We start from the raw sequence: 25,997 nt of genomic DNA, 5'->3' as shown, positions 1-25,997 counted from the left end.
GTGCTAAGATTAGATAACGTTAAGTTAGTTTTAATTTTACGGGTGGAATATACATTTTTTTTGCATCCAAACCCATAACAGAATAAAAAATTATGCATGCATAGTATTGATTTGGCAATGAAATGATTCAATCATTGTTGAATTAACAAAAAAGTCGCCTTAAAAGGCGACTTTTCTTATTTTACGTGATATACTATGTTACTCCACTGTAACCGATTTGGCCAAGTTTCTCGGTTGGTCTACGTTACACCCACGCATTACGGCAATATGGTATGAAAGTAATTGCAGGGGTATGGTGGTAAGCAAGGGTGTCAAACTCTCTGAAGTTTCCGGCACTTCTACGACATGATCGGCCAATTCTTTGACCTGTTTGTCGCCTTCAGTGACCACTGCGATGATTTTGCCGTGCCTAGATTTTATTTCTTGGATATTGCTGACCACTTTTTCATAATGCCCTTTTCTGGTTGCTATGACCACAACTGGCATTTGTTCATCTATCAAAGCTATTGGGCCATGCTTCATTTCTGCCGCAGGATAGCCCTCGGCATGAATGTAGCTGATTTCCTTTAGCTTTAAAGCTCCTTCAAGCGCAACCGGAAAGTTATACCCTCTGCCCAAATACAAGCAGTTTGTCGAGTCTTTGTAAACATCTGATATGTGCTCTACCAAAGCATTTGACTCCAATGTTTTCTCAACCTTGCTCGGAATGCCTTCCAGTTCTGTCAAAAACTCATGAAATTTCGATTCGGAAAAAATTCCTTTTTCTTTGGCCAATTTCATGGCGATCATCATGAGTACTGTAATCTGCGTGGTGAAGGCCTTTGTTGAGGCGACCCCGATTTCAGGTCCTGCGTGGGTATAGGCTCCGGCATTGGTCTCTCTGGCTATCGAAGAGCCCACAACATTACAAACGCCAAATACAAATGCCCCTTTTTCTTTGGCCAGTTTAATGGCCGCCAACGTATCGGCCGTCTCACCAGATTGCGATATGGCAATAAGTACATCCTTATCTGTAATCACCGGATTGCGATAGCGAAATTCAGAAGCATACTCGACCTCAACGGGAATTCGCGCCAAATCTTCAAAAATATACTCGGCAACTAGACCTGCGTGCCAAGAAGTACCGCAAGCGACGATAATAATTCTGTTGGCATTTAGAAATTTTTCAATGTTTTGATCAATACCGGCCATTTTGATAATGCCTTGATCGGGCCGCAACCTTCCTCGAAAAGTATCGTGGATGGCCCTAGGCTGTTCGTAGATTTCTTTCAGCATGAAATGCTCATAGCCCCCTTTTTCTATTTCTTCAAGATTCAGTTGAAGTTCCAGTATATTCGGATAAGCAATGGCGTCATCTTTTATTTTGCGCAATTTTATCTCCTTGCCGATTCTGACAATGGCCATTTCTTCATCCTCTAAGTACACGGCATTGTTGGTAAACTCAATGAATGGCGATGCATCGGAAGCGATAAAGTATTCATTCTCACCGATACCAATGGCAAGCGGACTACCTAATTTCGCCACGACGATCTCATCAGGCTTGTTTTTGTCAAACACGGCAATGGCATAGGCCCCAACGACTTGGTTCAAGGCTAGCTGTACGGCTTTGCCAAGTTTGACCCCTTCTTTTTCCTTGACTTCTTCGATGAGGTTGACCAATACTTCGGTATCGGTATCTGATTCAAAGGTATACCCTCTTTTGGTCAAGGCTTTTTTAATAGATTCATAATTCTCAATGATACCGTTATGGATAATCACCAAATCACCGGAATTCGAATAATGGGGGTGTGAGTTGATATCGTTTGGCACACCGTGGGTTGCCCATCTAGTGTGGCCAAGGCCCAACTTACCTCTGGTTTTAATACTGGTCTCGGCTTTGTTCTTTAAGTCTTCGACCTTTCCCTTGGTCTTTGACAAATGCATGTCTTCGCCATCGAAAAGCACAACACCGGCACTGTCATATCCTCGATACTCTAAGCGCTGCAGTCCTTTAATAATGATGGGATATGCATCTCTATGGCCTATATAACCTACGATTCCACACATAACTAGGTAGTTTTCAATTGATTTAGATAAACAAAATTAGTTTTTAAGGGGGAAATGAAAACAATTCTCGGATATAAAACGCAAAAAATCCGTCAGCGGTATTAAATATTATGTATAAATCAATTTGTCTCTGTAAAAAAGATTTCGAGCTTTAATTTTTTCTCTTCGTTGGCAGCCTGCACATTGCTTCCAAAAAGTACCGTGCCCAAGGCATTCACGGTCGACATCACCGGCACATCAACTACTGATCCATTCGCCCCCATGGCCTCAGCGATCCTAGCTTGCGAAATATCAATATTTGAAGTCAAGGTAAGGGCCAGTCTGGCATTGGCAGAGTCACGTACTATGATATTGTTGATATGTTCGGTAATACGAATGGTATAGGTATTATTTTCCCTATCCAGAATACCTCCAAAATTAAGGTACAACCCCAGGGGCTCTGCGCTGTCTGAACTTGCATTTTCAATCGCAAGATTATAAATGGGCAGGTTTGTCTCGGCATTATAGAGATATATTCTTGGAGGTCGTTCTTCTTCAATCAAACCATTGAGCGATTGTTCATCAACGTGAAACACCAGATTGGCTTCGTTTATTATCCAATTTTTCGAGCGTATGTCTTCCAATATTGGGTCGGCATCTGTGTCATCAAAAAGACTGACCTCGGCCACGGCCCCATCACCGCCCTTGAGATATATTCTGGAAGCGTTATCGCCATTGTCAAGCTGATCTGCAATTTGAGGTGGAAAATCATCACTTTCGAAGGTATTTACGGCATTTCCTGAAATGAATCCGTTGATGTTTCGCAACAGGTTCAATACAAGATCGCGTTCGACCTGTTCGATGAAATCATCTGAAGTATCAGAAAAGGTATCGTTATCGTTATAATTGTCATATTCGTAGGTGATGGTAATGTTCGCTGCTGATAGATCGAGCAGCAGCATCATATCGTCATTGGCATCTAAAGACAAATGGATCCCTCGAAAAAAATCTGCGAAATTGGCTTGGCTCAACAACTCTGAACTTCCTTCCCGGTCCAGTATATTTTCTTGAAAAAAAGATGGGTCAAGAGGCACTCGTATACCTGGATTCAGGGTCCTGCTGGCATCCAATGTCAATGACTCATCAACATCTTCAGTATCGGGGTCATCCTCATTGAAGAAAACAATTTGTTCATTATCTATCTGAACATCCCCATCAAAAAGTACCTCATCTACAAAATCGGGCGAGAAGCTTTGGCTTGAAAAGTACTCTTGTGCCTCCTCAAAATTGGTATTTGGATCCAAATTCCTTAAAAAGAATGTCGAACGTTCGACCTTTAGCCTGAAAGACGCATCACGATTGCCATAGATACTATCAAGAGATAACGTTCTGGCAAAGGCATTGGCAACCGTACTGTCATCATCGGCATCACCGATACCATCACCATCGGTATCGGGGTTCAAGGGATCTGTACCGCCTGTTCTCTCGGCGTTATCGGTCACCCCATCATTATCGGAATCACTATTTGGATCATCAGGGTCGGCATCAAATGGGTCTTCAACCCCGTCAAGGTCACTATCTCGAAGACTCTCTGGCGGCAATTGATACGGCAGATACAGAAAAACTTCTTTTACGGTTTCGTTTTCCGGTATGGTCGAATTGCTCTCATCATCGTCCGCTCCATCTTCGACAGCCTGTGAAAAGTCACCAAAGACATTGCTTATGGTTCCAGTGTTTTGATTGATGGAAAGTTGTACCTGACTGGTGATACTGGCCCGGCGTGTTCCATAAACGGGGTCATTGAAGTTGCCCAACTGGTATATGGGCAATCTGTTGGTTTGCACCGCATTGACCCTTTTGTTATAGGCGAAAACATCAAAAACCACTTTTCCGGTACTAAAAGGTTCACCGCCGACCACACCCTCACCCAAGGTGGTCAAATCTTCCTCACAAGACATCATCATCAGAAAAATTCCAACCAAAGTTGAAATTGTCGCCTTTCTCTTAAGGTTCATGAAAATTATTTTAAAACTTCCGAGTTATAGAAATTTGCATATGCTTCTTCGGTCTCTTTGAAAGAAACATATGGCAACACGGGCTTTGAAAGATTGGCAATATGCTTTTCGAGTTCATCAGAAATCGCTTCTGAGGCTAAAATAATGGCGTCTGAATGATCGACTGCAACTTTTAACAAATTATTATAGTTGGGGGTTGCCAAGGCCCCGATATCTTCTTTGGGTATGCCGTCAAACACAATCTTGTCCACGATCCCATTATCAAGTTCTCCTTCGAAACCTATGTCATAGACCGAGGTGACTATCTTGCTATCAGCAAAAATGGGCTCATCGGCATAGTACTTTCTGAGATAGAGTGGAAGAAGCGATGCCATCCAGCCATGAACATGAATGATATCTGGAGACCAATTTAATTTCTTTACTGTTTCGACCACGCCTTTTGCAAAAAAAATGGCGCGTTCATCGTTATCTGGAAACAGATTGCCTTCTACATCGGTGAAGGTTCCCTTTCTCTTGAAATATTCATCATTGTCTATGAAATAGACCTGTATCCGTTCTTTGGGAATGGAAGCTACCTTTATGATCAAGGGCATATCCATATCATTGATGACCAAATTCATCCCTGATAAGCGAATCACCTCGTGCAGTTGATGCCTACGCTCATTGATATTGCCATAGCGAGGCATGAAAATCCGTATTTGGCCACCTTTGCTATTGACCATTCGCGGGGCTTCGTAAGACATCAATGAAACTGGGTTCTCGGGTAGATAGGGGACTAATTCTGAAGATACGAACAATATCTTTTTACCATTCATAAACGATTCTTTTGTTTACCAAAAACGTAGCTGCAAAAGTACAAAAATTATGCCGATTACCAGTATTTATAGTATTTTTGCACGCCTTTATCATTTTTATGCGCCCGATCAGCGACAAACAGCAACTTCAAAAGCTCCTACAAACTACCAGGAACGAGAAGAACACTATCGGTCTGGTACCGACCATGGGCGCTTTGCACCAAGGGCACTTATCATTGGTCGAAAAAGCCATCGAAGAAAATCATAGGGTAGTGGTGAGCATTTTTGTCAATCCGACCCAGTTTGACAATGCCAATGATCTGAAAAACTATCCCCGTAATTTAAATGGTGATCTAGCCCTTTTACAAAAGCTGTCACGGCAAATCGTGGTATTTACCCCCTCAAAGGCCGAAATTTATCCAGGTGAAATCACTTCACAGGAGTTTCGTTTCGGCGGTTTGGAGAAAACAATGGAAGGTAGCTACCGTAACGGACATTTTGACGGGGTGGCCACCATTGTTGAGCTACTCTTAAAAATAGTAGCCCCAGACAAGGCCTATTTTGGCGAGAAAGATTTTCAGCAATTGCAGATTGTCAAAAAATTGGTCAAATTGAAGCGCATTCCTGTTACGATTGTGGGCTGCCCCATTGAAAGGGAAGCCAACGGCCTGGCCATGAGTTCGCGTAATGAAAGGTTGCCAAATAAAATACGACAAAAGGCTGGTTTCATTTTCAACGTGTTGAAAGCTGCCAAGAAAAAATTTGGCACGAAAAGTGCTAACGATATAAGGGAATGGGTAAAGGCAAAATTCCAAAAAAATGAAGATTTTGAATTGGAATATTTCGAGATTGCAGATCAAGAAAATTTAACGCCCATCCAAAGAAAACAGAAAAACAAAAAATATAGGGCTTTCATAGCCGTTTATGCCAGTGGCGTTCGGCTAATAGACAACATCGCCCTCAATTGATTATTTTTGCACCATGCAAATTGAAGTAGTAAAATCAAAGATTCATCGCGTGAAGGTCACAGGTGCTGACCTCAACTACATTGGCAGTATTACCATCGATGAAGATCTGATGGATGCCGCAAACATCATTCGTGGTGAAAAAGTCCAGATCGTGAACAATAACAACGGTGAGCGTCTTGAAACCTATGTCATTCCTGGACCACGTGGCAGTGGTGAACTGACCTTGAACGGAGCTGCTGCCCGAAAGGTTTCGGTGGGCGATGTATTGATTCTTATCACTTATGCCTGGATGAGTGTTGAAGAGGCCAGAGAATTCAATCCGGCCTTGGTATTTCCAGATGAAAACACCAACCTTTTGAAATAGCCTTGTCCAAATCCCTGAAAAAAACCCTGAAAATCGTTCTACCCATTGCTTTTGGGGTATTTCTGGTATGGTACTCGTACAATGAGACCACGGCCGAAGACCGGGCACAGATCATACACTACATTAAAAATGCCGATCTTTTTTGGGTGTCGATTTCCATAATTATTGGAATTCTAAGCCATATTTCAAGGGCCGTTCGGTGGAACTACATGTTAAAGCCACTGGGCCATTCACCGCAAGTGACGAATAATGTTTTGATGATATTGATTGCCTATCTCGCCAATCTCGGTATACCGAGGTCTGGTGAATTTCTAAGGGCCACCGCATTGACCACTTATGAAGAAGTGCCTTTTGAAAAAGGCTTCGGCACCATTGTTACTGAACGGGTCATCGATTTGATCATGTTGTTCTTGATCATCATCGTGGCACTTTTGATGCAAACTTCGGCCATTATCGCTTTTTTGAACGAAAAAGGTGTCAATCTTGCAGGTGCTGCCCTTATTCTTTTAGTAGGTATTGTGGGACTTTGGCTCAGCATAAAGTTTCTTCGAAAATCGAATTCAGGTTGGGCCCTTAAACTCAAAGTTTTTTTAAAGGGACTGCTTGAAGGGGTCATGAGTGTCTTCAAAATGAAAAAGAAATGGCCCTTTATCTTTCATACTGTTTTTATATGGTCTGCGTACGTCGGCATGTTTTGGGTCATCAAGTATACCGTGCCCGAGACCATTGGCCTCTCTTTGGGTGAGCTTTTGGTCGCTTTTATCGCAGGGGCCTTTGCCATGTCGACCACCAATGGCGGCATTGGCCTATACCCTATTGCCGTGAGCAGTGCATTGGGCATCTATGGAATTTCCTCCGTTTCAGGAGATGCCTTTGGGTGGATCATGTGGATTGCGCAGACCCTAATGGTAGTGGTTTTCGGGGCAATATCTTTCGTACTCTTGCCGTTATTGAACAGAGGTCGGTAGACCCTGGTTCAAAATCAAGCCCCATGAAGAAAATTTTACTCCCGCTCATCATATTGTGCAGCTTTTTGGGTACCGCACAGGTCAAAAAGGAAATTTTCGAGTCGTTCAAACTGCAAGAACGAAGGGATGTCTCTTATTACTTCCCCGAAGATTATGTAGATGACAAAAAATATCCGCTCATTGTGGTGCTAGACGCCGACTACCTCTTCGATTTGGTAGTGGCCCACAATAAATTTTACAGTAGGCATGACAGAATGCCCCAAGCCATTGTCGTGGGGGTACACCAAAGCGAGGACGATATTCGTTGGGAAGACTGTGATTTTGAACAGACCTCGGGCCTGCCCACTGAAAAGGGCGTTAAATTCTACGAGTTCTTGGGAACGGAATTGATACCCTATCTCGAGACCAGCTATAATGTTGCCCCGTTCAAAATGTTCATTGGTTATGACATCACCGCCAACTTTGGCAACTATTTTCTGTTCAAAGACAAATCGTTCTTCAACGCTTACCTCAGTATTTCACCTATTTTGGCCACCGAAATGGAAAGCAGGGTACCTTCTCGTCTATCAGACCTTGACCAAGAGATTTTTTACAACATCGTTCTTGAAAAGGCGACAACCGATGACCGTAACCGTATTCTGCAAATGAACAATGCCTTGAAATCGATTACCAAAGAGAACATTCACTACTTTTTTGATGAATATGAAGAAGCAGACCACGTGTCGATAGTAGCCTACGGTATCAGTAAATCTTTTGACAACATCTTCAAACCGTTCAGGCCCATAACGCCAAAAGAGTACAAAACACAGATATTGACCTCTGACGGACCTGTATTCGACTACCTTGAAAACAGGTATACCCTTATCGAAAAACTATTGGGCTTTAAAAAAGACGTAGAACTGAACGATATCATGGCCATCTATGCGGGCTGCCGAAAAAAAGACGACTTTGAATCGTTGAAGCCCCTTTCAGATCTGTGCAAAGAACAATTTCCTGAAACCATGCTGGGTTTCTATTTTGAAGGGGAATATCTCGAAGAATTGGGTGAACCCAAAAAAGCGTTCAAGGCCTTTGAAAAAGCGTTTCAAATGAAGGAAATCGATTTTCTCACCAAAGAAATGGCCTTAGAGAAAATCGATGCGCTCAAAGCCGATTTTGGATATTGATTTTTACAAGATCATGGGTGCCGCCTTTGATCATAATGGCAGAAAATCATACCATCTAATCTCTTGATCCAAGTATCAAAAAACCTATCTTTGGTCAAATTCTTATTTTCTGAATGGCCAAGACCAAAACTGCTTTCTTCTGTCAGAACTGTGGCGCACAATATGCCAAATGGGTAGGCCAATGCACGGCCTGCAAGCAATGGAATACCGTGGTGGAAGAGGTCGTTCAAAAAGAGGAAAAACAGACATGGCGGTCAAGTGATTCCCCAATCAAAAAAGCACCCCGGCCCATACGAATTGATGAGATCGGTAACGACCGCGAAATAAGGTTGGATACTTTGGACCAAGAGTTCAATCGGGTGCTGGGGGGCGGACTCGTACCGGGGTCGTTGACCCTGTTGGGGGGTGAGCCGGGCATTGGCAAGAGCACCTTGTTGCTACAGATTGCCCTTAAACTTCCGTTCAAAACGCTATATGTCTCAGGTGAGGAAAGCCAAGGTCAAATCAAGATGCGGGCCAATAGAATGAATGCTGAAAACCCGAACTGTTATATTTTGACCGAGACAAAAACGCAGCACATTTTTCAACAGTTGGGCACTATAGAACCCGATTTGGTCATCATCGACTCCATTCAGACATTACATTCTGATTATATCGATTCAGCGGCCGGAAGCATTTCGCAAATCCGTGAGTGTACGGCAGAGCTTATAAAGTTTGCCAAAGAAAGTAACACCCCGGTTATCTTGGTGGGGCACATTACCAAAGATGGCATAATCGCCGGCCCCAAGATATTGGAGCATATGGTCGACACCGTCTTACAGTTCGAAGGTGACCGCAATTATGTGTACCGCATCATTCGGTCGCTTAAAAACCGTTTTGGTTCGACAGCTGAACTGGGCATTTACGAGATGCTGGGCAATGGGCTTAGAGAAGTGAACAACCCCTCAGAAGTGTTGATCTCGAAAAACGAAGAAGAGCTGAGTGGCACAGCTATTGCGGCAACCATTGAGGGTATGCGCCCATTGCTCATCGAGATACAGGCCTTGGTAAGCACTGCCGTATATGGTACGCCCCAACGTTCGGCCACGGGCTTTAATGCCAAACGGTTGAACATGCTTCTGGCCGTGCTTGAGAAAAGGGCAGGTTTTAAACTGGCGGCCAAAGATGTTTTCTTGAATATCACGGGGGGCATTTCAATCGATGACCCCGCAACCGATCTGGCTGTGATCGCCGCCATACTCTCGAGCAATGCCGACATCCCCATTGAAAAAGGAATATGCTTTGCCGCTGAGGTGGGGCTGGCGGGTGAGATACGGCCCGTGCAACGTATCGATCAACGCATTATGGAAGCTGAGAAACTGGGCTTTTCGACCATTTTTGTGTCTAAAAGCAACAAGATCGGTCTAAAAAACCTGAAAGTGGAAGTGCGGTTGGTCTCAAAAATCGAAGAAGTGGTCGGATACCTGTTCGGGTGAATCTCTTCGCTCCTATTTCCTATCTTTAAAATAAAACCGACCATGCTAAAAACTATATTTCCATTGATGGCGCTATTTCTGCTAGCTTGCGGAAATGATTCGTCAAAACGTATTGACGACAATCCTGATTTTAGCACTTGGCAAGATTACTTGGGTGATTCCAGTAGGTCGCACTACTCCAGCCTATCACAAATAGACACCTCGAACGTGGAAGGTTTAAAATTGGCGTGGGCCTACCAAAGCGGGGGTCTAGAAGAGGGGCGAACCACACAAATACAGACCAATCCACTGATTATTGGAGATAAGCTTTATGGTGTAAATGCCGCAATTGAACTGTTTGCCTTAGATGCTGCCACTGGTGGAGAATTATGGAAATTTAACCCAAAAGAAAAAGATGAGTCAGGTCTCGGGCTCAACCGCGGACTGGTATATTGGGCATCGAACGAAAATGAAAAAAGCCGTCTCTTCTTTTCTGCCGGCACCAAGCTATATGCCGTTACCGCTGAAAATGGTAAATCGATTACTGACTTTGGCGATAACGGACACATCGATCTGCGCAATGGCCTTGGCAGAAATCCCGAAAAATTATCGGTGGTGGCAAACACCCCTGGGGTTGTCTATAAAAATCTGCTCATCATGGGAACCCGGGTAGGTGAAGGCCCAGGTTCTTCTCCCGGTCATATTCGAGCCTATAACGTCATCACCGGTGAAATTGAATGGATTTTCCATACCATTCCCCAACCCGGAGAATTCGGGTATGAAACTTGGCCCAAAGAGGCCTACAAAACCGTAGGGGGTGCCAACAGTTGGTCGGGTATTGCCTTAGATGAGGAGAAGGGCATTGTTTATCTTCCCACTGGTTCTGCGGCTTTCGACTGGTATGGGGGCGACCGACATGGAGAGAATTTATTTGCCAATTGTCTTTTGGCGCTTGATGCTGAAACCGGTAAACGTCTTTGGCATTTTCAATTTGTACATCATGATATATGGGATAGGGATCTGCCCGCCCCTCCGAACCTTTTCGAAATGGAACGTAACGGCAAGAAAATTCCGGCAGTTGCCCAAGTCACCAAAAGCGGCCATATTTTTGTGTTTGACCGAGTTACCGGAGACCCTTTGTTCCCCATTGAAGAAAAAGAATATCCTGCATCACTTCTAAAGGGCGAAAAGGCCCACCCTACACAGCCCCTTCCCACGAAACCCAGACCATTTGCTCGACAAATGCTCACGGAGGATGATCTGTACGAACCTAACCGACCTGCTTTTGTCGATGATTTTGTGGACAAAGACCAAAATATCGATCCCCCTACCGTCTTGGAAAAATTGAGAAGGGTGGCTTCCAAAGGGCAGTTTGTCCCAATTGATACCTTGGGGACCATTCTCTATCCCGGTGCCGATGGTGGAGCGGAATGGGGTGGGGCGGCACTAGATCCAAGAAACGGCGTGATGTACGTGAATTCCAATGAAATGGCCTGGATTGTGCGAATGAGAGAAGTTAAGGAAAATGATGGCGACAATACGCATCCAGGAGAAGCACTGACGCAAATTCATTGTGCTAGATGCCATGGTGGTGAATTGCAGGGATTGGCCGGTATTCCAGAACTGCAGACTGTAAAAAGTCGATTTGGGTTAGATTCCGTCATAAGCATTGTCAAAAATGGAAAAGGGGCCATGCCCGGTGTGCCCAATTTATCCGATGATGAAATTGATGCAGTGGCCCATTTCATTTCCGGACTTGAAATGGAAACCGATCATCGTGTAGAAGAAACTTCGATCAAAGTTCCTTATGCCGTTGCAGGTTTTGGAAGATTTAAAGATGACCGAGGTTTCCCCGTTGTAAAACCCCCATGGGGAACACTAAATGCCATCAATCTGAATACCGGCGAATATGTATGGACGGTTCCCTTGGGCCATGAAGAAGAATTGAATGACCCCAACATACCTGTCTCGGGTACCGAAAACTATGGTGGCCCCGTTGTCACCGCGGGTGGTGTATTGTTCATTGCAGCCACCAATGATGAGAAGATACGTGCCTTTGATATGGTGACGGGTGAACAACTATGGGAAGACCGATTACCTGCAGGAGGTTACGCCACTCCCGCTACTTATGAAGTAAATGGGAAACAATTCTTGGTCATTGCCTGCGGCGGCGGCAAAATGGGCACTAAGTCTGGTGATGAATATCGGGCATATGCCCTGCCGAACAAAAACTAAGGTGCCGGATCGGGAATCGCCGAGTGAATTTCTTCGATACCTTCCAACAGTTCACTCGATAATTCCACATCGATACTTTCAATATTTTCCTTTAGCTGCCCCATAGTAGTGGCCCCGATGATATTACTGGTCAAAAAGGCCCGTGTGTTCACAAAGGCCAAGGCCATTTGTGCCAAAGACAGGCCATGGTCATTGGCAAGGGCTTGATATTTTTTGGTGGCTTCGGTAGCCGTTTCACTGCTGTATCGACTGTACGTCGGAAAAAGGGTCAACCGAGCCTTTCTGGGTTGCACGTCTCCCAAATATTTACCGCTCAACACCCCAAAGGCCATGGGCGAATAGGCCAGTAGCCCTATTTTTTCACGCATGGAAACCTCTGAAAGGCCCACTTCAAACGAGCGGTTCAACAAACTATACGGATTCTGTATGGTAATCATCCGTGGTAGCATACGATGTACCTTGCTTTCCTCTAAGAATCGCATAGTGCCCCACGGAGTTTCATTTGAAAGCCCTACATGGCGAATCTTTCCTGCTTCGACCAGATCACGCAAGGTTTCCAAGATTTGGTGAATGTTATCTTCCCAGAGATCTGCCATATCGGCATTGTAGCCGCGTTGCCCAAAATAATTGGTGTTTCGTTCAGGCCAATGCAATTGGTAAAGATCGATATAATCGGTCTGAAGTCGTTCAAGACTGGCATCCACGGCAGAAATAATGGCCTCTTTGCTAAAGCCTGTCGCTCTGATATGTTTGGTAAAATCGGCCCTGCCCGCAATCTTGGTCGCCAACACGATTTCTTCGCGCTTTTTGGTTTTCTTGAACCAATTTCCGATGAACTCTTCCGTTACGGCATATAGTTCCTTTTTGGGAGGAATGGGGTACATCTCAGCGGTATCAAAGAAATTGACTCCCCTATCCACGGCATGGTCCATTTGTTCATGGGCCTGTTCCTCAGAATTCTGTCGGCCCCAGGTCATCGTGCCCAAGCATATTTTACTGACACGGATGTTTGTATGTGGAAGAAAGGTGTATTTCATGGCTTTTTTAGTTCGATGGCAAAATTAACTATTCTGTAATGAAGTGTCTTTTTAAATAAAGGTTATCAATCGACTTCTAAAAGTACGGGGCAATGGTCACTATGTTTCGCTTCTGATAGAATGACAGAACGTTTCAACCGATTTTTCAAACTATCGTTCACCATGCCATAATCTAATCGCCAACCCTTATTGTTGGCGCGAGCGTTGGCGCGATAGCTCCACCAGGTATAATTATGGGGTTCTTGGTTAAAATGGCGAAAGCTGTCGATAAACCCACTGTTGATGAAGTTGCCTATCCACTCTCGCTCAACAGGAAGAAAACCAGAGACATTTTTATTTCGAACGGGATCATGAATGTCTATCGCTCTATGGCAGATGTTGTAATCGCCACAAACGATTAGGTTTTCATGCGTTTTTCGCAACCGGTCGACATACTTCTGAAAATCGGCCATGTACGTGAGCTTATGCTCCAATCGAGCCAAGTTGGTTCCTGAGGGTAGGTAAAGGCTCATGATATGTAGATCACCAAAATCGGCGCGAAGGTTTCTTCCCTCAGAATCCATATAATCGATGCCCGTGCCATATTCAATATGGTCAGGCTTTTGTTTGCAAAGCAGTGCCACCCCACTATAGCCTTTCTTTTCTGCACTGAACCAATAATGGTGTTCATAGCCGATTTCTTCAAAAAGTCTTGTCTCGACCTGTTCTTTCATCGCTTTGATCTCTTGCAGGCACACTACATCGGCATCGACCGACCTTAACCAATCTACCAACCCCTTATTGAGTGCTGCCCGAACGCCATTGACGTTATATGAAACTATTCTCATTCATCTTTAGTTTGCTTCAAAAATAGCTATTTTTAGACCCATGCACCGACTTGGCCAAATCTTCCTACCAATACTCTTTTTGATTTCTGGTATTACCGTTTCACAGGTGCAAAATGATTCTGTTACTTCTCTTGATGAGATTATCCTTTTAGAGGATTTCATCGAAAAAAAAGCAGTGGGCATCACCGAGTCTTCGAGTTTGGGCACAGCTGATTTGGAGCAGTTCAGCCCTATTGATTTTGCGGCGGGTCTCAATCAAATTTCCGGCCTATATGTGCTCTCCGGAGCTTTGAACACCAACAGGATCACCATTCGGGGCGTAGGGGCTCGTACCCCTTTTGGCACCGATAAGCTCAGGATGTATTTTAATGGAATTCCCGTGACCAATGGCACCGGGGTTTCGACCATCGAAGCCTATGACTTTGAGAACATGGGAAGGATCGAGGTGGTAAAAGGGCCTAAAGGCACTTCGTTGGGTGCCAATTTGGGAGGGGCTATCGTACTAACTACCAAACCGCCCAAGGTCGGTAGCACTTTTCTCAACAATGCATTTACGTTTGGCTCTTTCAACATGGTGAAGAACAACCTTGCCTTTCGGCATTCTGAAAAAGATTTTAACATCAACTTGGGTTACAACCATCTTCAAACCGATGGTTTTCGCCAGAACAACAGTTTTGAACGAGATGGTTTCTTATTGACTTCTTCAGTTCGGCTACATGAAAAAGGTATACTTGGTTTTTTGGTCAATTACATAGATTACACGGCAAATATCCCCAGTTCGATCGATGAGACCGATTTTCAAGAAGACCCCCGTAGGGCTGCGGCCAATTGGTTGGCAGCAAGAGGTTTTGAAGACAATAAATACACTTTGGCCGGGCTATCGTATAGCCACGACTTCAACCCTGATCTAAAGACGATCAATAGTGTCTTTTATACCTATCTAGACCATTACGAGCCACGACCCTTCAATATCTTGGATGAGTTTACCAATGGCTTTGGCTTTAGGTCGATCACCGAGGGAAAGCTGTTCAAAGGAACCTTTACCATTGGCGGTGAGCTTTATCGTGACGAATACAATTGGCAGACCTTTTTTAACCAATTCCGTGATAATGATGGTAACGGAAGCTTGCAAGGTGCCCAATTGAGCAATAACAAAGAATTTCGTTCACAACTGAATCTTTTTGGGGTCTATGCTTTTCAGATATCCGATAGACTACAAGCGCAGGTTGGTATCAATTTCAACAAGACCACTTATGATTTTAGAGATCTGTTCAATACAGATAGCGAAAATACATCGGCCCGAAGGGATTTCGACCCTATTCTGCTTCCCAGTTTCGCATTGACCTATGCGGTAAGAAATGGCAGGTTCTTTGCAAATGTGGGCCGCGGGTTCTCGAATCCCGGTCTAGAAGAGACCTTGACCCCAGAAGGTACCATCAATCCAGATATTGAACAGGAAAAAGGTATGAGCTATGAACTGGGCGGGGTGTTTTCACTATTCAACAGTCGATTCTACATCAGCACCTCGATATATCGTATGAACATTACCGACCTCTTGGTCGCCGAACGTATTGACGAAGACCTGTTCATCGGCAGAAATGCCGGGGAAACCAAACACCAAGGTATTGAGCTCGACATGAACTATATAGGCAATATTTCTGAAGAATGGCAAGTGATCCCAAGGGTAAGCTACAGTTATAGCGATCATGTTTTCGTTGATTTTATCGATGGCGACACTGATTTCTCTGGCAATGCCTTGGCTGGAGTACCCAGACACCGTATCAATTCTGGGATGACCTTTAGGCATACCAAAGGTTTCATTTTCAATCTTACCCATCAGTTCGTCGATGAAATACCCTTGACCGATTCAAATTTGTTGAGCAGTGAGGCATTCAACGTTTTTAATGCACAACTTCGATATGGCTTTGAAATCTTTGATAAATTGAATGGGGGACTGAATTTTGGTGTGAACAACCTTTTTGATACCAACTACGCCCAATCTGTGCTGGTGAATGCCGTGGGCTTTGGCGGCAATCAGCCCCGCTTCTTCTACCCGGGCAATGGCCGCAACTATTTTGCCGGTCTTCGATTGCGCTACGATTTTTAAACCCTATTGCCCTATCTTCGCTTATCGAGTAAAACCCAAGACGGTGATAGCCGAACTTCTCAAAACAGCCTTTGGTTTTAAAAGTCATAGTGTCAGACAACTTGACGGATATGACAACAAAAACTATTTGGTCGAAAATGAAGGGCAAAAATTTATTTTCAAGACCTATCCAAAAGCGGCCATCGAAAGGTCTTTGCTCGAGGCAGAAAACGACACACTTTTGTTTTTGAGGAAAAAAGGATTTGAAGCGGTTCCCGAACCACTACCTTTTTCTGACGGTTCATTTATAAAGCTATTTGAGGTAGACGGAAATCTTTCGTGGTGTCGAATGCTCTCTTTTCTTGAGGGAAGTTTTATGGGTGATGTTACCGTCAATGAAAGCATGGTGGCCTCGCTCGGAAGCTTTTTGGCCAAATTGGACAGGCAACTGTTCGATTTTGACCATATCGCCCTTAGGGCACGCCAATGGGAGTGGGATCTGCAATACCTCCCCCTCAATAAAAGACACCTTGCTGCCATACCAGATCCGCAAAAGCGTAACCTGGTACGTCACTTTTTTCAGCAGTATGAGCGGCAAGTGCTGCCCTTGTTGCCCAAACTGCGAAAATCGGTCATCCATAACGATGCCAACGAATGGAACATTTTGATGAAGAACGGTTACGTTTCGGGGCTGATCGATTTTGGTGACCTTGCCCACTCTCCTGTCATCAACGAAGTGGCCATTGCCCTGACATACATCTGCTACGACAAAGAAGATCCCTTGACCTGGGCAAAGCCTTTTTTGAAAGCTTACCACAAAACATTGCCCCTATCCGAAGAAGAGATCGGTAGTCTTTACTACCTCATCGCCGCACGGCTCTGCACCAGTGTCTGCAATTCGGCCCATGCCGCAAGGGTAAATCCAGATAACAAATATGCCTCGGTCAGCGAAGAAAAAGCATGGTCTTTAGTGTACAAATGGTTGCGAATCGGTCCGAAAAAAGCGGAAAACTGCTTTAGGGAAGCGTTGAGCTTTCCCAAGAAGTATGGGGATACCGTTAAAAATGCAGTGGCGCATAGAAATAAGCACCTCAGCAAAACCCTTTCCATTAGCTATCAAAAACCCATAGTGATGGAGCGGGCGGCATTTCAATATATGTTCGATTCGCAAGGAAATTGCTTTTTGGATGCTTACAATAATATTCCCCATGTGGGGCATCAACACCCCAAGGTAGTGGAAGCCGGGCAACGACAAATGGGCCTATTGAATACCAATACCCGATATCTGTATGATCTTTTGCCGAATTATGCAGAACGTTTGCTCGCTACATTTCCAGAGCCCTTGAACAAGGTGTTTTTTGTAAACTCGGGGAGTGCCGCCAGCGACTTGGCCATTCGATTGGCAAAAGCCCATACCGAAACTCGAAACCTAATGGTTATGGAACATGGATACCATGGCAATACGCAGATCGGTATCGACATTAGCGACTATAAATTCAATAATGCCAAAGGGCAGGGGCAGCGGTCCCATATTTACAAAACAACATTGCCCGACACCTTTAGGGGGCCCTATACCCAAAATGATGGAACGGCAGGCAAAATTTATTCTGAAGAAGCCATTGAAAACATAAAAGGCCTTTCTGAGCCTTTGGCCGCTTTTATTTCAGAACCCATCGTGGGGTGTGGCGGTCAAATACCGTTGGCAAAGAATTACCTCAAGCCTGTTTATGAGGCCACTCGTACCCAAGGCGGAGTATGTATAAGTGATGAGGTACAGACCGGTTTTGGGCGTTTGGGCGATGTCTTCTGGGGCTTTGAACAGCAAGGCGTGGTTCCTGATATAGTGGTCTTGGGCAAGCCCATGGGCAATGGGCATCCCATCGGTGCGGTGGTCACCACCGATAAAATCGCGGCTTCGTTCGAAAAGGGTGTCGAATTCTTCAGCTCCTTCGGTGGAAATCCTGTTTCCTGTGCCATAGGTATGGCCGTGCTCGAGGTTATCGAAGAAGAAGACCTTCAACAAAATGCTTTGGAGGTCGGCAATTATTACCAACAGCTTTTAAGAGCATTGCAAAACGATCATTCTTGTATCGGTGATGTTCGCGGATCAGGACTTTTTATCGGTATCGATATGGTGAAAGAAGGCACCAGAGAGCCCGACACCCCATTGGCACAGCATTTAAAAAATGAGCTTCGAAATAGACATATTTTGATCAGTACCGATGGCCCCGCCGATAACGTCATCAAAAGCAAGCCCCCTTTGTGTTTCTCTAAAGAAAATGCTGAGGAAGTCGTGGGTGCCATGGAGCAAATTTTAACTGATTTTCGTCAGTAAAGGTATCAGGGACAATCTTTATTTTTGAATCTTTGACAAACCGATAAATACCGCATTCAAATGAAGAAGATATTGGCACTGTGCCTTATGGCCTGTGTGACCGTTTCCTGCAAAGACAAATCAACCGTTAAAAAAACCGAAGCCGAACCCAAGGGGGTTGAAAATGTAGCATACCAATGGGGTGAAATGGCCTTGGAAGCCACCGCTTTGGATACCGAAAGATTTAGCCCCCGACCCACGATCACTTCCCGTTATTTGGGACTCATTTTTACCGCCGTTTTTGATGCTTGGTCGCGCTATGATGAAAAAGCGATTCCCGTGTATTTAGATGGGGTTGAGCGAAGGCCCATAGATGAAATGACCCTTAAGAACAAAGAAGTGGCCATTAGTTATGCCGCATTGCGAACCATGAACGAATATTACTATTCTGACAGGGCCTTGTTCGAAAAATGGATGAAAGAAGAATTGGGCCTTGACCCCTCAGATATGTCCCTAGATCCTACAACTCCTGCAGGAATAGGAAATCTGGCTGCCAAAGCAGTGATTGAAGCTAGAAAGAACGACGGGGCCAACCAGTATAGTGAGGAAGAAGGCTCCAATGGCGAACCCTATTTCAATTACGTAGGTTATGAACCCGTGAATTCGGCTGATAAAAATGTGGATATCAACCGTTGGCAGCCCAAGTATTTTTCTGATGGTGAAGGGGGCGAATTTGCGCCGGGATGCCTAACACCATTTTGGGATAAGGTACGGCCCATTGCCCTAAAATCTGCCGATCAGTTCCGACCTGGCCCACCCCCTTTCGTGGGTTCAGAACAGTTGAAAAATGAGGTGGCCGAAGTGGTTGAACTTCAAGCCAATCTGACCGATGAAGAAAAGGCCTTGGTAGAATTTATGCGTGACGGGCCAAAATCAGTGCAACAGGCGGGGCATTGGCTCAAGTTCGCCCAAGATGTATCAAGAAGGGACGATCATACATTGGATCAAGACGTAAAAATGTATTTCTACAACCAAGTGGTGGCCATGGATGGTTTTATCGCTTCGTGGGATTCAAAAATGTTCTATGACTATGCACGACCCTATGCCCTGGTGCATGAATATTATGGTGGTAAGACCATTACAGGCTGGGGAGGCCCTGGTAAGGGAATGATCGAAATGGACGGCAACCAATGGCGGCCCTATTCCCCTGATGTTTTTCTTTGTCCACCATTTCCAAGTTATACCTCGGGCCATAGCACCATCAGCGGTGCCTGTGGGGAAGCGTTAAAGCTATGGACGGGCAGTGATGAGTTTGGTGAAGAAGTGCAATTGGTGGCCGGTGCACTAACACATCCCCAACATTTGGGCGATACGGTGACCCTAAAATTCCCCACCTTTACAGAAACTGCGGAAATGGCCGGAATATCGAGGGTCATGGGAGGTTACCATGTTCAGGCCGATAATGTGGCCGGATTGAAATTGGGGCGCGATGTGGCCCATGAAGTATGGAAATTCTATAAAAAGCACGTTGGTGATGAGTAGCAACACCCCCATCAATTATGTAGAATTCAAAGCTTCAGATCTTGAAGAGACCAAAAAATTCTATGGCCAGGCCTTTGGTTGGACATTTACGGATTACGGCCCTACCTATACCGCCTTTTCAGAAAGTGGCCTCGAAGGCGGTTTTGAATTGACCGAAGCACCCATAGTGAACGGTGCCTTGGTCGTGCTGTACCACAAAAATCTGGAAGCAATCAAGGAAAGGGTTGTTGAAGTGGGAGGAAAAATTTCGATGGATATTTTCTCGTTTCCCGGGGGCAGGCGCTTTCATTTCTTAGACCCTTCGGGTAATGAGTTGGCCATTTGGAGTGACCAATAATGCCATAAAAAACAGCGCCCAAATGGGCGCTGTTCATTTTCTGATCCATAGCTTAGATTAACAAGCAGAGAACTTTAGATAAAACTCGTCACTTCGAGTGATTTTTCAAGGCGCAGTAGTGAAAAATAGTATCGAAAAGAAGGTTTTAGAGTCGAAAACCTTGCCTATCGGCAAGTCGGGTTCTCGATACTTTTCTCTTATGGAAAAACTCGAACCGACGGTTTTAGGGCCTACCTCAATTTAAATCAAAACGATCGGCATTCATTACTTTTACCCAAGCCTTCACAAAATCATTTACAAATTTTCCTTTGCTGTCATCTTGCGCATAAACTTCGGCATAAGAACGTAGAATGGAATTGGAACCAAACACAAGGTCGACCCGGGTGGCCGAGTACTTAAAGTCATCTGTTGCGCGGTCACGTATTTCATAAATTCCATTGTCAACAGGTTTCCAAACGTTGCCCATATCGGTCAGGTTCACGAAAAAATCATTGGTCAATGCCCCTAAATTATCGGTAAATGCCCCATGACGCGTTCCGCCATGATTGGTGCCCATTACACGCATGCCACCGATCAACACGGTCATTTCTACAGCCGTCAGACCCAACAACTGGCTTCGATCTAACAACATCTCTTCAGGACTCGAAGCGTATTCTTGCTTTTGATAGTTTCTAAAGCCATCTGCGAACGGAAGCAACACCTCAAAAGAAGCTGCGTCTGTCTGTTCAGCTGTCGCATCGCCACGACCAGGCGCAAACGGCACCTCAATCGTATAGCCCGCAGCTTTTGCAGCTTTTTCTACACCGACATTACCAGCCAATACGATAACATCAGCCACGCTGATACCAAATTCAGCAGCAATGGGTTCTAAAACGCCAAGTACTTTGTTCAATCGTTCAGGTTCATTGGCCTCATAGGTGTTCTGAGGCGCCAATCTGATTCGGGCACCATTGGCTCCGCCGCGCATATCAGAGCCCCTAAAGGTTCGGGCACTGTCCCAGGCCGTGGATACCAATTCAGAAACCGTAAGGTCCGTAGCTTCTATTTTAGCCTTTACTGCCGCTGCATCGTAATCTTTTTTACCGGCAGGTACGGGATCTTGCCAAATCAAATCTTCTTTCGGCACATCAGGACCAAAATAGCGTGCCTTTGGACCCATGTCTCTATGGGTCAATTTAAACCATGCGCGGGCAAAGGCATCTGAAAAGGCATCAAAATCGTTTTTGAACCGCAAAGAAATCTCCTTGTAAATTGGGTCTATCTTCATGGCCATATCGGCATCTGTCATGATAGGGCTTGTTCTTGTGGTCATGTCTTCGACATCTACCGGCATATCTTCTTCGGCAATGTCAACAGGCTGCCATTGCTGTGCCCCGGCCGGACTCTTTTTCAGTTCCCATTCATGGTTGAAGAGCATTTCAAAATAGCCATTGTCCCATTTTGTGGGATGTGTCGTCCATGCCCCTTCAAGACCACTCGTTACAGCCGTTCGCCCTTTACCATCGGTCGGGCTGGTCCATCCGAAGCCTTGTTCCTCAATAGGCGCACCTTCGGGCTCAGGACCCAGCGCTCCAGCATCACCGTTACCGTGGGCTTTACCGACCGTATGACCCCCAGCGGTAAGTGCTACCGTCTCTTCATCGTTCATCGCCATACGTGCAAAAGTCTCGCGAATGTGAAAGGCCGTTTTGGCAGGGTCAGGGTTGCCGTTCACCCCTTCGGGATTCACGTAGATCAAGCCCATGTGTACCGCGGCCAAAGGATTTTCCAAAGTCGATGCATCATCTAAATTTTCATAGCGGTTTTCACTTGGCGCCAACCATTCTTTTTCTGAACCCCAATAGGTATCCCTTTCAGGGTGCCAAATATCTTCTCGGCCAAAACCAAAACCAAAGGTCTTTAGGCCCATGCTCTCATAGGCAATGTTACCCGCCAAAATCAACAGGTCGGCCCAACTTACAGCATTGCCATATTTCTTTTTAATGGGCCATAACAAGCGTCTTGCCTTATCTAAACTGGCATTATCGGGCCAAGAATTCAAAGGTGCAAAACGCTGGTTGCCAGTACCGCCACCGCCACGACCGTCAGAGACACGGTAAGATCCGGCAGCGTGCCAAGCCATTCTAATGAACAATCCGCCATAGTGCCCCCAATCGGCTGGCCACCAATCTTGACTATCGGTCATGAGCTCATGAAGGTCTTTTTTGAGGCCTTCAACATCCAATTTTTTCAGTTCTTCTTGGTAATCAAAATCTTCTCCCAACGGATTGGTCTTGGTATCGTGTTGGTGCAGAATGTCAAGGTTCAAGGTGTTTGGCCACCATCCGGTTACGCTGGTTTCCGCTATGGTTGTGTTAGCACCTTTTAAAAAAGGGCATTGGCTCGCATCGCCATTTCCGTTGTGTGAATGATCCATATCAATAGTGTTTTTTAGGTTTCTCTATTCAGCTTTAAAAGTAGTACTATCAACCTTAAAATAAGGGAGGCCCTTATCTATTTGCGTTATGTGGATATTAAGGTTGTCTATGGAGGATTGAAAACCAATTGATTTTGGTTATATTAGTTTTACATCTATAAAGATAAACAGATTATATGATCTACATTCTTACGTCTACGGCAATTTAAAAAATGAAAACATTTCAATCAATAGATGACTTTTTGTGTGAGATTGGAATTAAGTCATTTCAGGAAAACAAAGACTTCTTTATTTTCAGAATCGAGGACCATTTTGGAGACAACGATTTTGAAATGTCAACGTATAAGCATAGCTTTTTTGAACTGACTTTTGGAATCGGTCACGATGTAGATATTAACATTGGAACAACAAAATTCAATACCGTAGAAAACGTCCTATCCTTCAACACACCTTATCAAATTACCTCGTGGAAAGTGAATTCATTTGAAGAGAATTCGATTGGATATATGGTCCTGTTTAATCCTAACATTATAAAATCAGAGTATAGCAACTTAGACCTGTACACCACGTTTCCTTTTTTGAACTTGTATTCTTCACCAATGCACTCACTTTCTGAATCTCAAAAGCATGCACTTATAAAGTTGATGCAAACCATTCATACTGAGTTTAATCAAAATTCTGGTGGAAGAAAGTCTATCATTTTAAGCTCTTACTTGACCATTTTATTGGAAAAAATCAATTCTATTGTCGATTCAAGCACAACAAAAAAAATCTTTACCAATCGAGCTGATGAAATCACCTATTTATTTGAAAACTTGCTAAAAAAAGATATCAATTACAAAAACAAATTAGCGTACTACGCAAGCAAACTTTTTATAAGCACGGCCTATTTGTCAGAGTGCGTCAAGAAATCAACTCAAAAATCAGCCAAGGCCCTGATACAAGAGTTTATCATTTTCAAAGCAAAAGCACTACTCAATCAATCCAATAGTAAAATACAAAATGTGGCCATAGAATTAGGCTTCGTTGAAACCTCAAATTTTGTAAACTACTTTAAAAAGCAGGTTGGCATCACACCCAACAAGTATAGAAAAAACCATAATATTTATAATTTATACCTTAAATATTATAAATAAAACCGCTAAAGGGCAAACTAATTTTATAGCATCAAATACTAAATGCTATGAAATTAAAATTAGTCTTAGGGGTAATTCTGCTGCTTACCTTTACCCCCAACAACTATTCACAAACTACACTCGAAACCTTTTTCGGAATGGAAGAAATGGTTGTGGAGTCTTGGTTTTTCAAGCCACTTACCGAAAATTATGAGTGGAGTATTTTTATTCTAAGTGACGCGGTAATTGACTATGAAACAGAAGAAGCTTCTTTGGTTTCATACACCGTTTTAGGTTATGATGTTTGGAAAGGCTTTGGTCCAGTTAGCGGTGGACGATTTTTTGATGGAAGGGCAAGTGCGTTGGCAGGTGTTCAATGGGCAAGGGCGGGCGAACAATTTTTGATAACCACAAACCTTACCACTGAGTTAAGAAGTCAACCATTTTATGAGCTTTTTCTTCTTGCTCAATATCGATTTTCCATGAATGAAGATTTGGGCTTTTTCAGTCAATTTCAAAATTCAATAAACTTCAACAAGGACTCACACGAGTTTAGTTTTCAAAGATTAAGACTGGGATTGAATTGGAAAAAATATCAATTCGGTTTGGGAACAAATACCTATCAATATGGAGAAGATTGGGATTTTGAGATTGACCCGGGTATTTTCGTCCGAGTAGAGTTTTGAACTGTACGTTTATGAAATGGATCTATTTAGTTGTCACTATTACCGGGGCGTTGCGCTCGATCACCTGCGCGTCATATCCCTTTTAACCACTCCTTCATCGCCACCGCTTTTTCAATGACCCCCTTGACCTCAGAAATGGCAACGCGTTCTTGTTGCATCGTATCGCGATGGCGAATGGTCACGGTGTCATCTTCTACCGTTTGGTGATCAACAGTAATGCAGAATGGTGTGCCCACGGCATCTTGCCTGCGGTACCGTCGGCCCACGGCATCTTTTTCGTCATAGGCCACATTGAAATGCCATTTCAGGTCATCGACTATTTTTTGGGCGATTTCGGGAAGACCGTCCTTTTTGACCAGTGGCAATACCGCGGCCTTATTGGGGGCCAATACCGCTGGCAATTTCAACACCGTTCGTGTGGTGTTGTTCTCCAATTCCTCTTCTTGGAGGGCATTCGAGAAAACGGCCAAGAACATACGATCTAACCCAATGGAGGTCTCTAAAACATAGGGCACATAGCTTTTGTTTTCTTCGGGATCGAAATACTGGAGTTTCTTGCTGGAGTATTTTTCATGGTTGGCCAAGTCAAAATCGGTACGCGAGTGTATGCCCTCCAACTCTTTGAACCCAAACGGAAACTTGAATTCGATATCGGCGGCGGCATCTGCGTAATGCGCCAGTTTTTCATGATCGTGGAAACGATAATTTTCTTCACCCATACCCAAAGAAAGGTGCCACTTCATCCTTTTTTCCTTCCAGGCCTCATACCATTCTTTTTGGGTGCCGGGTTTGATGAAGTATTGCATCTCCATCTGCTCAAACTCGCGCATACGGAAGATGAACTGGCGGGCCACAATCTCATTTCGGAACGCTTTTCCGGTTTGGGCAATGCCAAACGGAATCTTCATACGCCCCGTTTTCTGAACGTTCAAGAAGTTCACAAAAATACCTTGGGCGGTCTCTGGACGTAGGTATAAGTCCATCGCGCTTTCTGCAGTGGAACCCAATTTGGTGCCGAACATGAGATTAAACTGCTTAACGTCGGTCCAGTTTTTGGATCCTGAGAGCGGACAGGCAATTTCCAACTCTTCAATAAGGGCTTTTACATCGGCCAAATCTTCCTTCTCCAACGATTTGCCCAAACGCTTCAAAATGGCATCGGCCTTTTCACGGTACCCTAAAACACGTGTGTTGGTAGCTAAGAACTGCTGCTTATCAAAAGTATCGCCAAAACGTTTGGCCGCTTTGGTCACTTCTTTATCGATCTTAGCTTCGATTTTGGCCACATGGTCTTCGACCAAAACATCGGCGCGATAGCGCTTTTTGGAATCTTTGTTGTCGATCAAGGGATCGTTGAAGGCATCTACGTGGCCCGAGGCCTTCCAAGTGGTAGGATGCATGAAGATAGCGGCATCGATGCCCACAATATTGTCATTGAGCTGCACCATGGCCCGCCACCAATACTCGCGAATGTTGTTCTTGAGCTCGACCCCGTTTTGACCGTAGTCATAAACCGCGCTCAACCCGTCATAGATTTCGCTCGACTGAAAGATATATCCATATTCTTTCGCGTGCGATATGACTCTCTTAAAGATGTCTTCTTTATTTGCCATTGCGCAAAAATAGTACAATGGCCCAAAGCAGGGAA

At 44.5% G+C, this 25,997-nt stretch carries 19 protein-coding genes; 12 read left to right on the top strand and 7 right to left on the bottom strand.

Features of this window, described 5'->3' with window-relative positions; translation table 11 throughout:
• Positions 1–198: 198 nt before the first annotated feature.
• From glmS to L0P89_RS08975, 3 genes are all read right to left on the bottom strand, one after another.
• Positions 199–2,046, bottom strand: coding sequence for a glutamine--fructose-6-phosphate transaminase (isomerizing) (glmS, locus tag L0P89_RS08985; protein ID WP_235264765.1), 1,848 nt, complete (start codon positions 2,044–2,046; stop codon positions 199–201).
• Positions 2,047–2,165: 119 nt separating this feature from the next.
• A complete protein-coding gene (locus tag L0P89_RS08980; RefSeq protein ID WP_235264764.1) occupies positions 2,166–4,040 on the bottom strand; it encodes a DUF4270 domain-containing protein in 1,875 nt (624 codons plus the stop codon).
• Positions 4,041–4,045: 5 nt separating this feature from the next.
• Positions 4,046–4,855: a glycogen/starch synthase gene (locus L0P89_RS08975; RefSeq protein ID WP_235264763.1), complete on the bottom strand. Its 810-nt coding sequence runs from the start codon at positions 4,853–4,855 to the stop codon at positions 4,046–4,048.
• Positions 4,856–4,953: 98 nt separating this feature from the next.
• Here L0P89_RS08975 and panC point away from each other — a divergent pair, with 98 nt between their 5' ends.
• The 6 genes from panC to L0P89_RS08945 all read left to right on the top strand — a co-directional run bounded on the left by panC (position 4,954) and on the right by L0P89_RS08945 (position 11,989).
• Complete coding sequence (gene panC / locus L0P89_RS08970; RefSeq protein ID WP_235264762.1) at positions 4,954–5,802, top strand: pantoate--beta-alanine ligase; 849 nt, start codon at positions 4,954–4,956, stop codon at positions 5,800–5,802.
• 13 nt (positions 5,803–5,815) lie between these two features.
• Positions 5,816–6,166, top strand: a complete 351-nt coding sequence (gene panD, locus L0P89_RS08965; protein WP_235264761.1) for an aspartate 1-decarboxylase — start codon at positions 5,816–5,818, stop codon at positions 6,164–6,166.
• Positions 6,167–6,168: 2 nt separating this feature from the next.
• Positions 6,169–7,134: a lysylphosphatidylglycerol synthase transmembrane domain-containing protein gene (locus L0P89_RS08960; protein WP_235264760.1), complete on the top strand. Its 966-nt coding sequence runs from the start codon at positions 6,169–6,171 to the stop codon at positions 7,132–7,134.
• 23 nt (positions 7,135–7,157) lie between these two features.
• Positions 7,158–8,300 carry an alpha/beta hydrolase gene (locus L0P89_RS08955; protein WP_235264759.1) on the top strand — a complete coding sequence of 381 codons (1,143 nt, stop codon included), beginning with the start codon at positions 7,158–7,160 and terminating at the stop codon, positions 8,298–8,300.
• Positions 8,301–8,413: 113 nt separating this feature from the next.
• On the top strand, positions 8,414–9,775 hold the full coding sequence (gene radA / locus L0P89_RS08950; protein ID WP_235264758.1) for a DNA repair protein RadA: 1,362 nt from the start codon (positions 8,414–8,416) through the stop codon (positions 9,773–9,775).
• Between the two features lie 42 nt (positions 9,776–9,817).
• Positions 9,818–11,989 (top strand): PQQ-binding-like beta-propeller repeat protein, encoded by a 2,172-nt coding sequence (locus tag L0P89_RS08945; protein WP_235264757.1) that lies wholly within the window; start codon positions 9,818–9,820, stop codon positions 11,987–11,989.
• On the opposite strand, the gene L0P89_RS08940 is transcribed toward L0P89_RS08945, so the two are convergent.
• Positions 11,986–13,026 (bottom strand): aldo/keto reductase, encoded by a 1,041-nt coding sequence (locus tag L0P89_RS08940; RefSeq protein WP_235264756.1) that lies wholly within the window; start codon positions 13,024–13,026, stop codon positions 11,986–11,988. The two genes, L0P89_RS08945 and L0P89_RS08940, sit on opposite strands and share 4 nt — an antisense overlap.
• 65 nt (positions 13,027–13,091) lie before the next feature.
• Positions 13,092–13,853 (bottom strand): exodeoxyribonuclease III, encoded by a 762-nt coding sequence (locus L0P89_RS08935; RefSeq protein WP_235264755.1) that lies wholly within the window; start codon positions 13,851–13,853, stop codon positions 13,092–13,094.
• A gap of 40 nt (positions 13,854–13,893) precedes the next feature.
• Between L0P89_RS08935 and L0P89_RS08930 the strand changes: the two genes are divergently transcribed.
• Genes L0P89_RS08930 through L0P89_RS08915 form a run of 4 tightly spaced genes read left to right on the top strand, consistent with a single transcriptional unit; the run spans position 13,894 to position 20,132 of the window.
• The gene (locus L0P89_RS08930; protein WP_235264754.1) at positions 13,894–15,960 is read left to right on the top strand and encodes a TonB-dependent receptor domain-containing protein; all 2,067 of its coding nucleotides are present in this window, start codon (positions 13,894–13,896) and stop codon (positions 15,958–15,960) included.
• Positions 15,961–16,003: 43 nt separating this feature from the next.
• The gene (locus L0P89_RS08925; RefSeq protein ID WP_235264753.1) at positions 16,004–18,274 is read left to right on the top strand and encodes an aminotransferase class III-fold pyridoxal phosphate-dependent enzyme; all 2,271 of its coding nucleotides are present in this window, start codon (positions 16,004–16,006) and stop codon (positions 18,272–18,274) included.
• Between the two features lie 60 nt (positions 18,275–18,334).
• The gene (locus tag L0P89_RS08920; protein ID WP_235264752.1) at positions 18,335–19,795 is read left to right on the top strand and encodes a vanadium-dependent haloperoxidase; all 1,461 of its coding nucleotides are present in this window, start codon (positions 18,335–18,337) and stop codon (positions 19,793–19,795) included.
• A complete protein-coding gene (locus L0P89_RS08915; protein WP_235264751.1) occupies positions 19,788–20,132 on the top strand; it encodes a VOC family protein in 345 nt (114 codons plus the stop codon). The genes L0P89_RS08920 and L0P89_RS08915 overlap by 8 nt, the downstream gene beginning before the upstream one ends.
• Positions 20,133–20,367: 235 nt before the next feature.
• Here L0P89_RS08915 and katG read toward each other — a convergent pair whose 3' ends face one another.
• Positions 20,368–22,548 (bottom strand): catalase/peroxidase HPI, encoded by a 2,181-nt coding sequence (gene katG, locus L0P89_RS08910; RefSeq protein ID WP_235264750.1) that lies wholly within the window; start codon positions 22,546–22,548, stop codon positions 20,368–20,370.
• 212 nt (positions 22,549–22,760) lie between these two features.
• Here katG and L0P89_RS08905 point away from each other — a divergent pair, with 212 nt between their 5' ends.
• Positions 22,761–23,684, top strand: coding sequence for an AraC family transcriptional regulator (locus L0P89_RS08905; protein WP_235264749.1), 924 nt, complete (start codon positions 22,761–22,763; stop codon positions 23,682–23,684).
• A 47-nt stretch (positions 23,685–23,731) separates the two neighbouring features.
• The gene (locus tag L0P89_RS08900) at positions 23,732–24,349 is read left to right on the top strand and encodes a hypothetical protein (protein ID WP_235264748.1); all 618 of its coding nucleotides are present in this window, start codon (positions 23,732–23,734) and stop codon (positions 24,347–24,349) included.
• Between the two features lie 71 nt (positions 24,350–24,420).
• Here L0P89_RS08900 and L0P89_RS08895 read toward each other — a convergent pair whose 3' ends face one another.
• Positions 24,421–25,962 carry a glycine--tRNA ligase gene (locus tag L0P89_RS08895; RefSeq protein ID WP_235264747.1) on the bottom strand — a complete coding sequence of 514 codons (1,542 nt, stop codon included), beginning with the start codon at positions 25,960–25,962 and terminating at the stop codon, positions 24,421–24,423.
• Positions 25,963–25,997: the final 35 nt, after the last annotated feature.

The sequence above is a fragment of the Muricauda sp. SCSIO 65647 genome (assembly GCF_021534965.1).
Lineage (GTDB): Bacteria > Bacteroidota > Bacteroidia > Flavobacteriales > Flavobacteriaceae > Flagellimonas_A.
The sequence above is the reverse complement of the archived record's forward strand: the minus strand, read 5'-3'. Positions and strand labels throughout refer to the sequence as shown.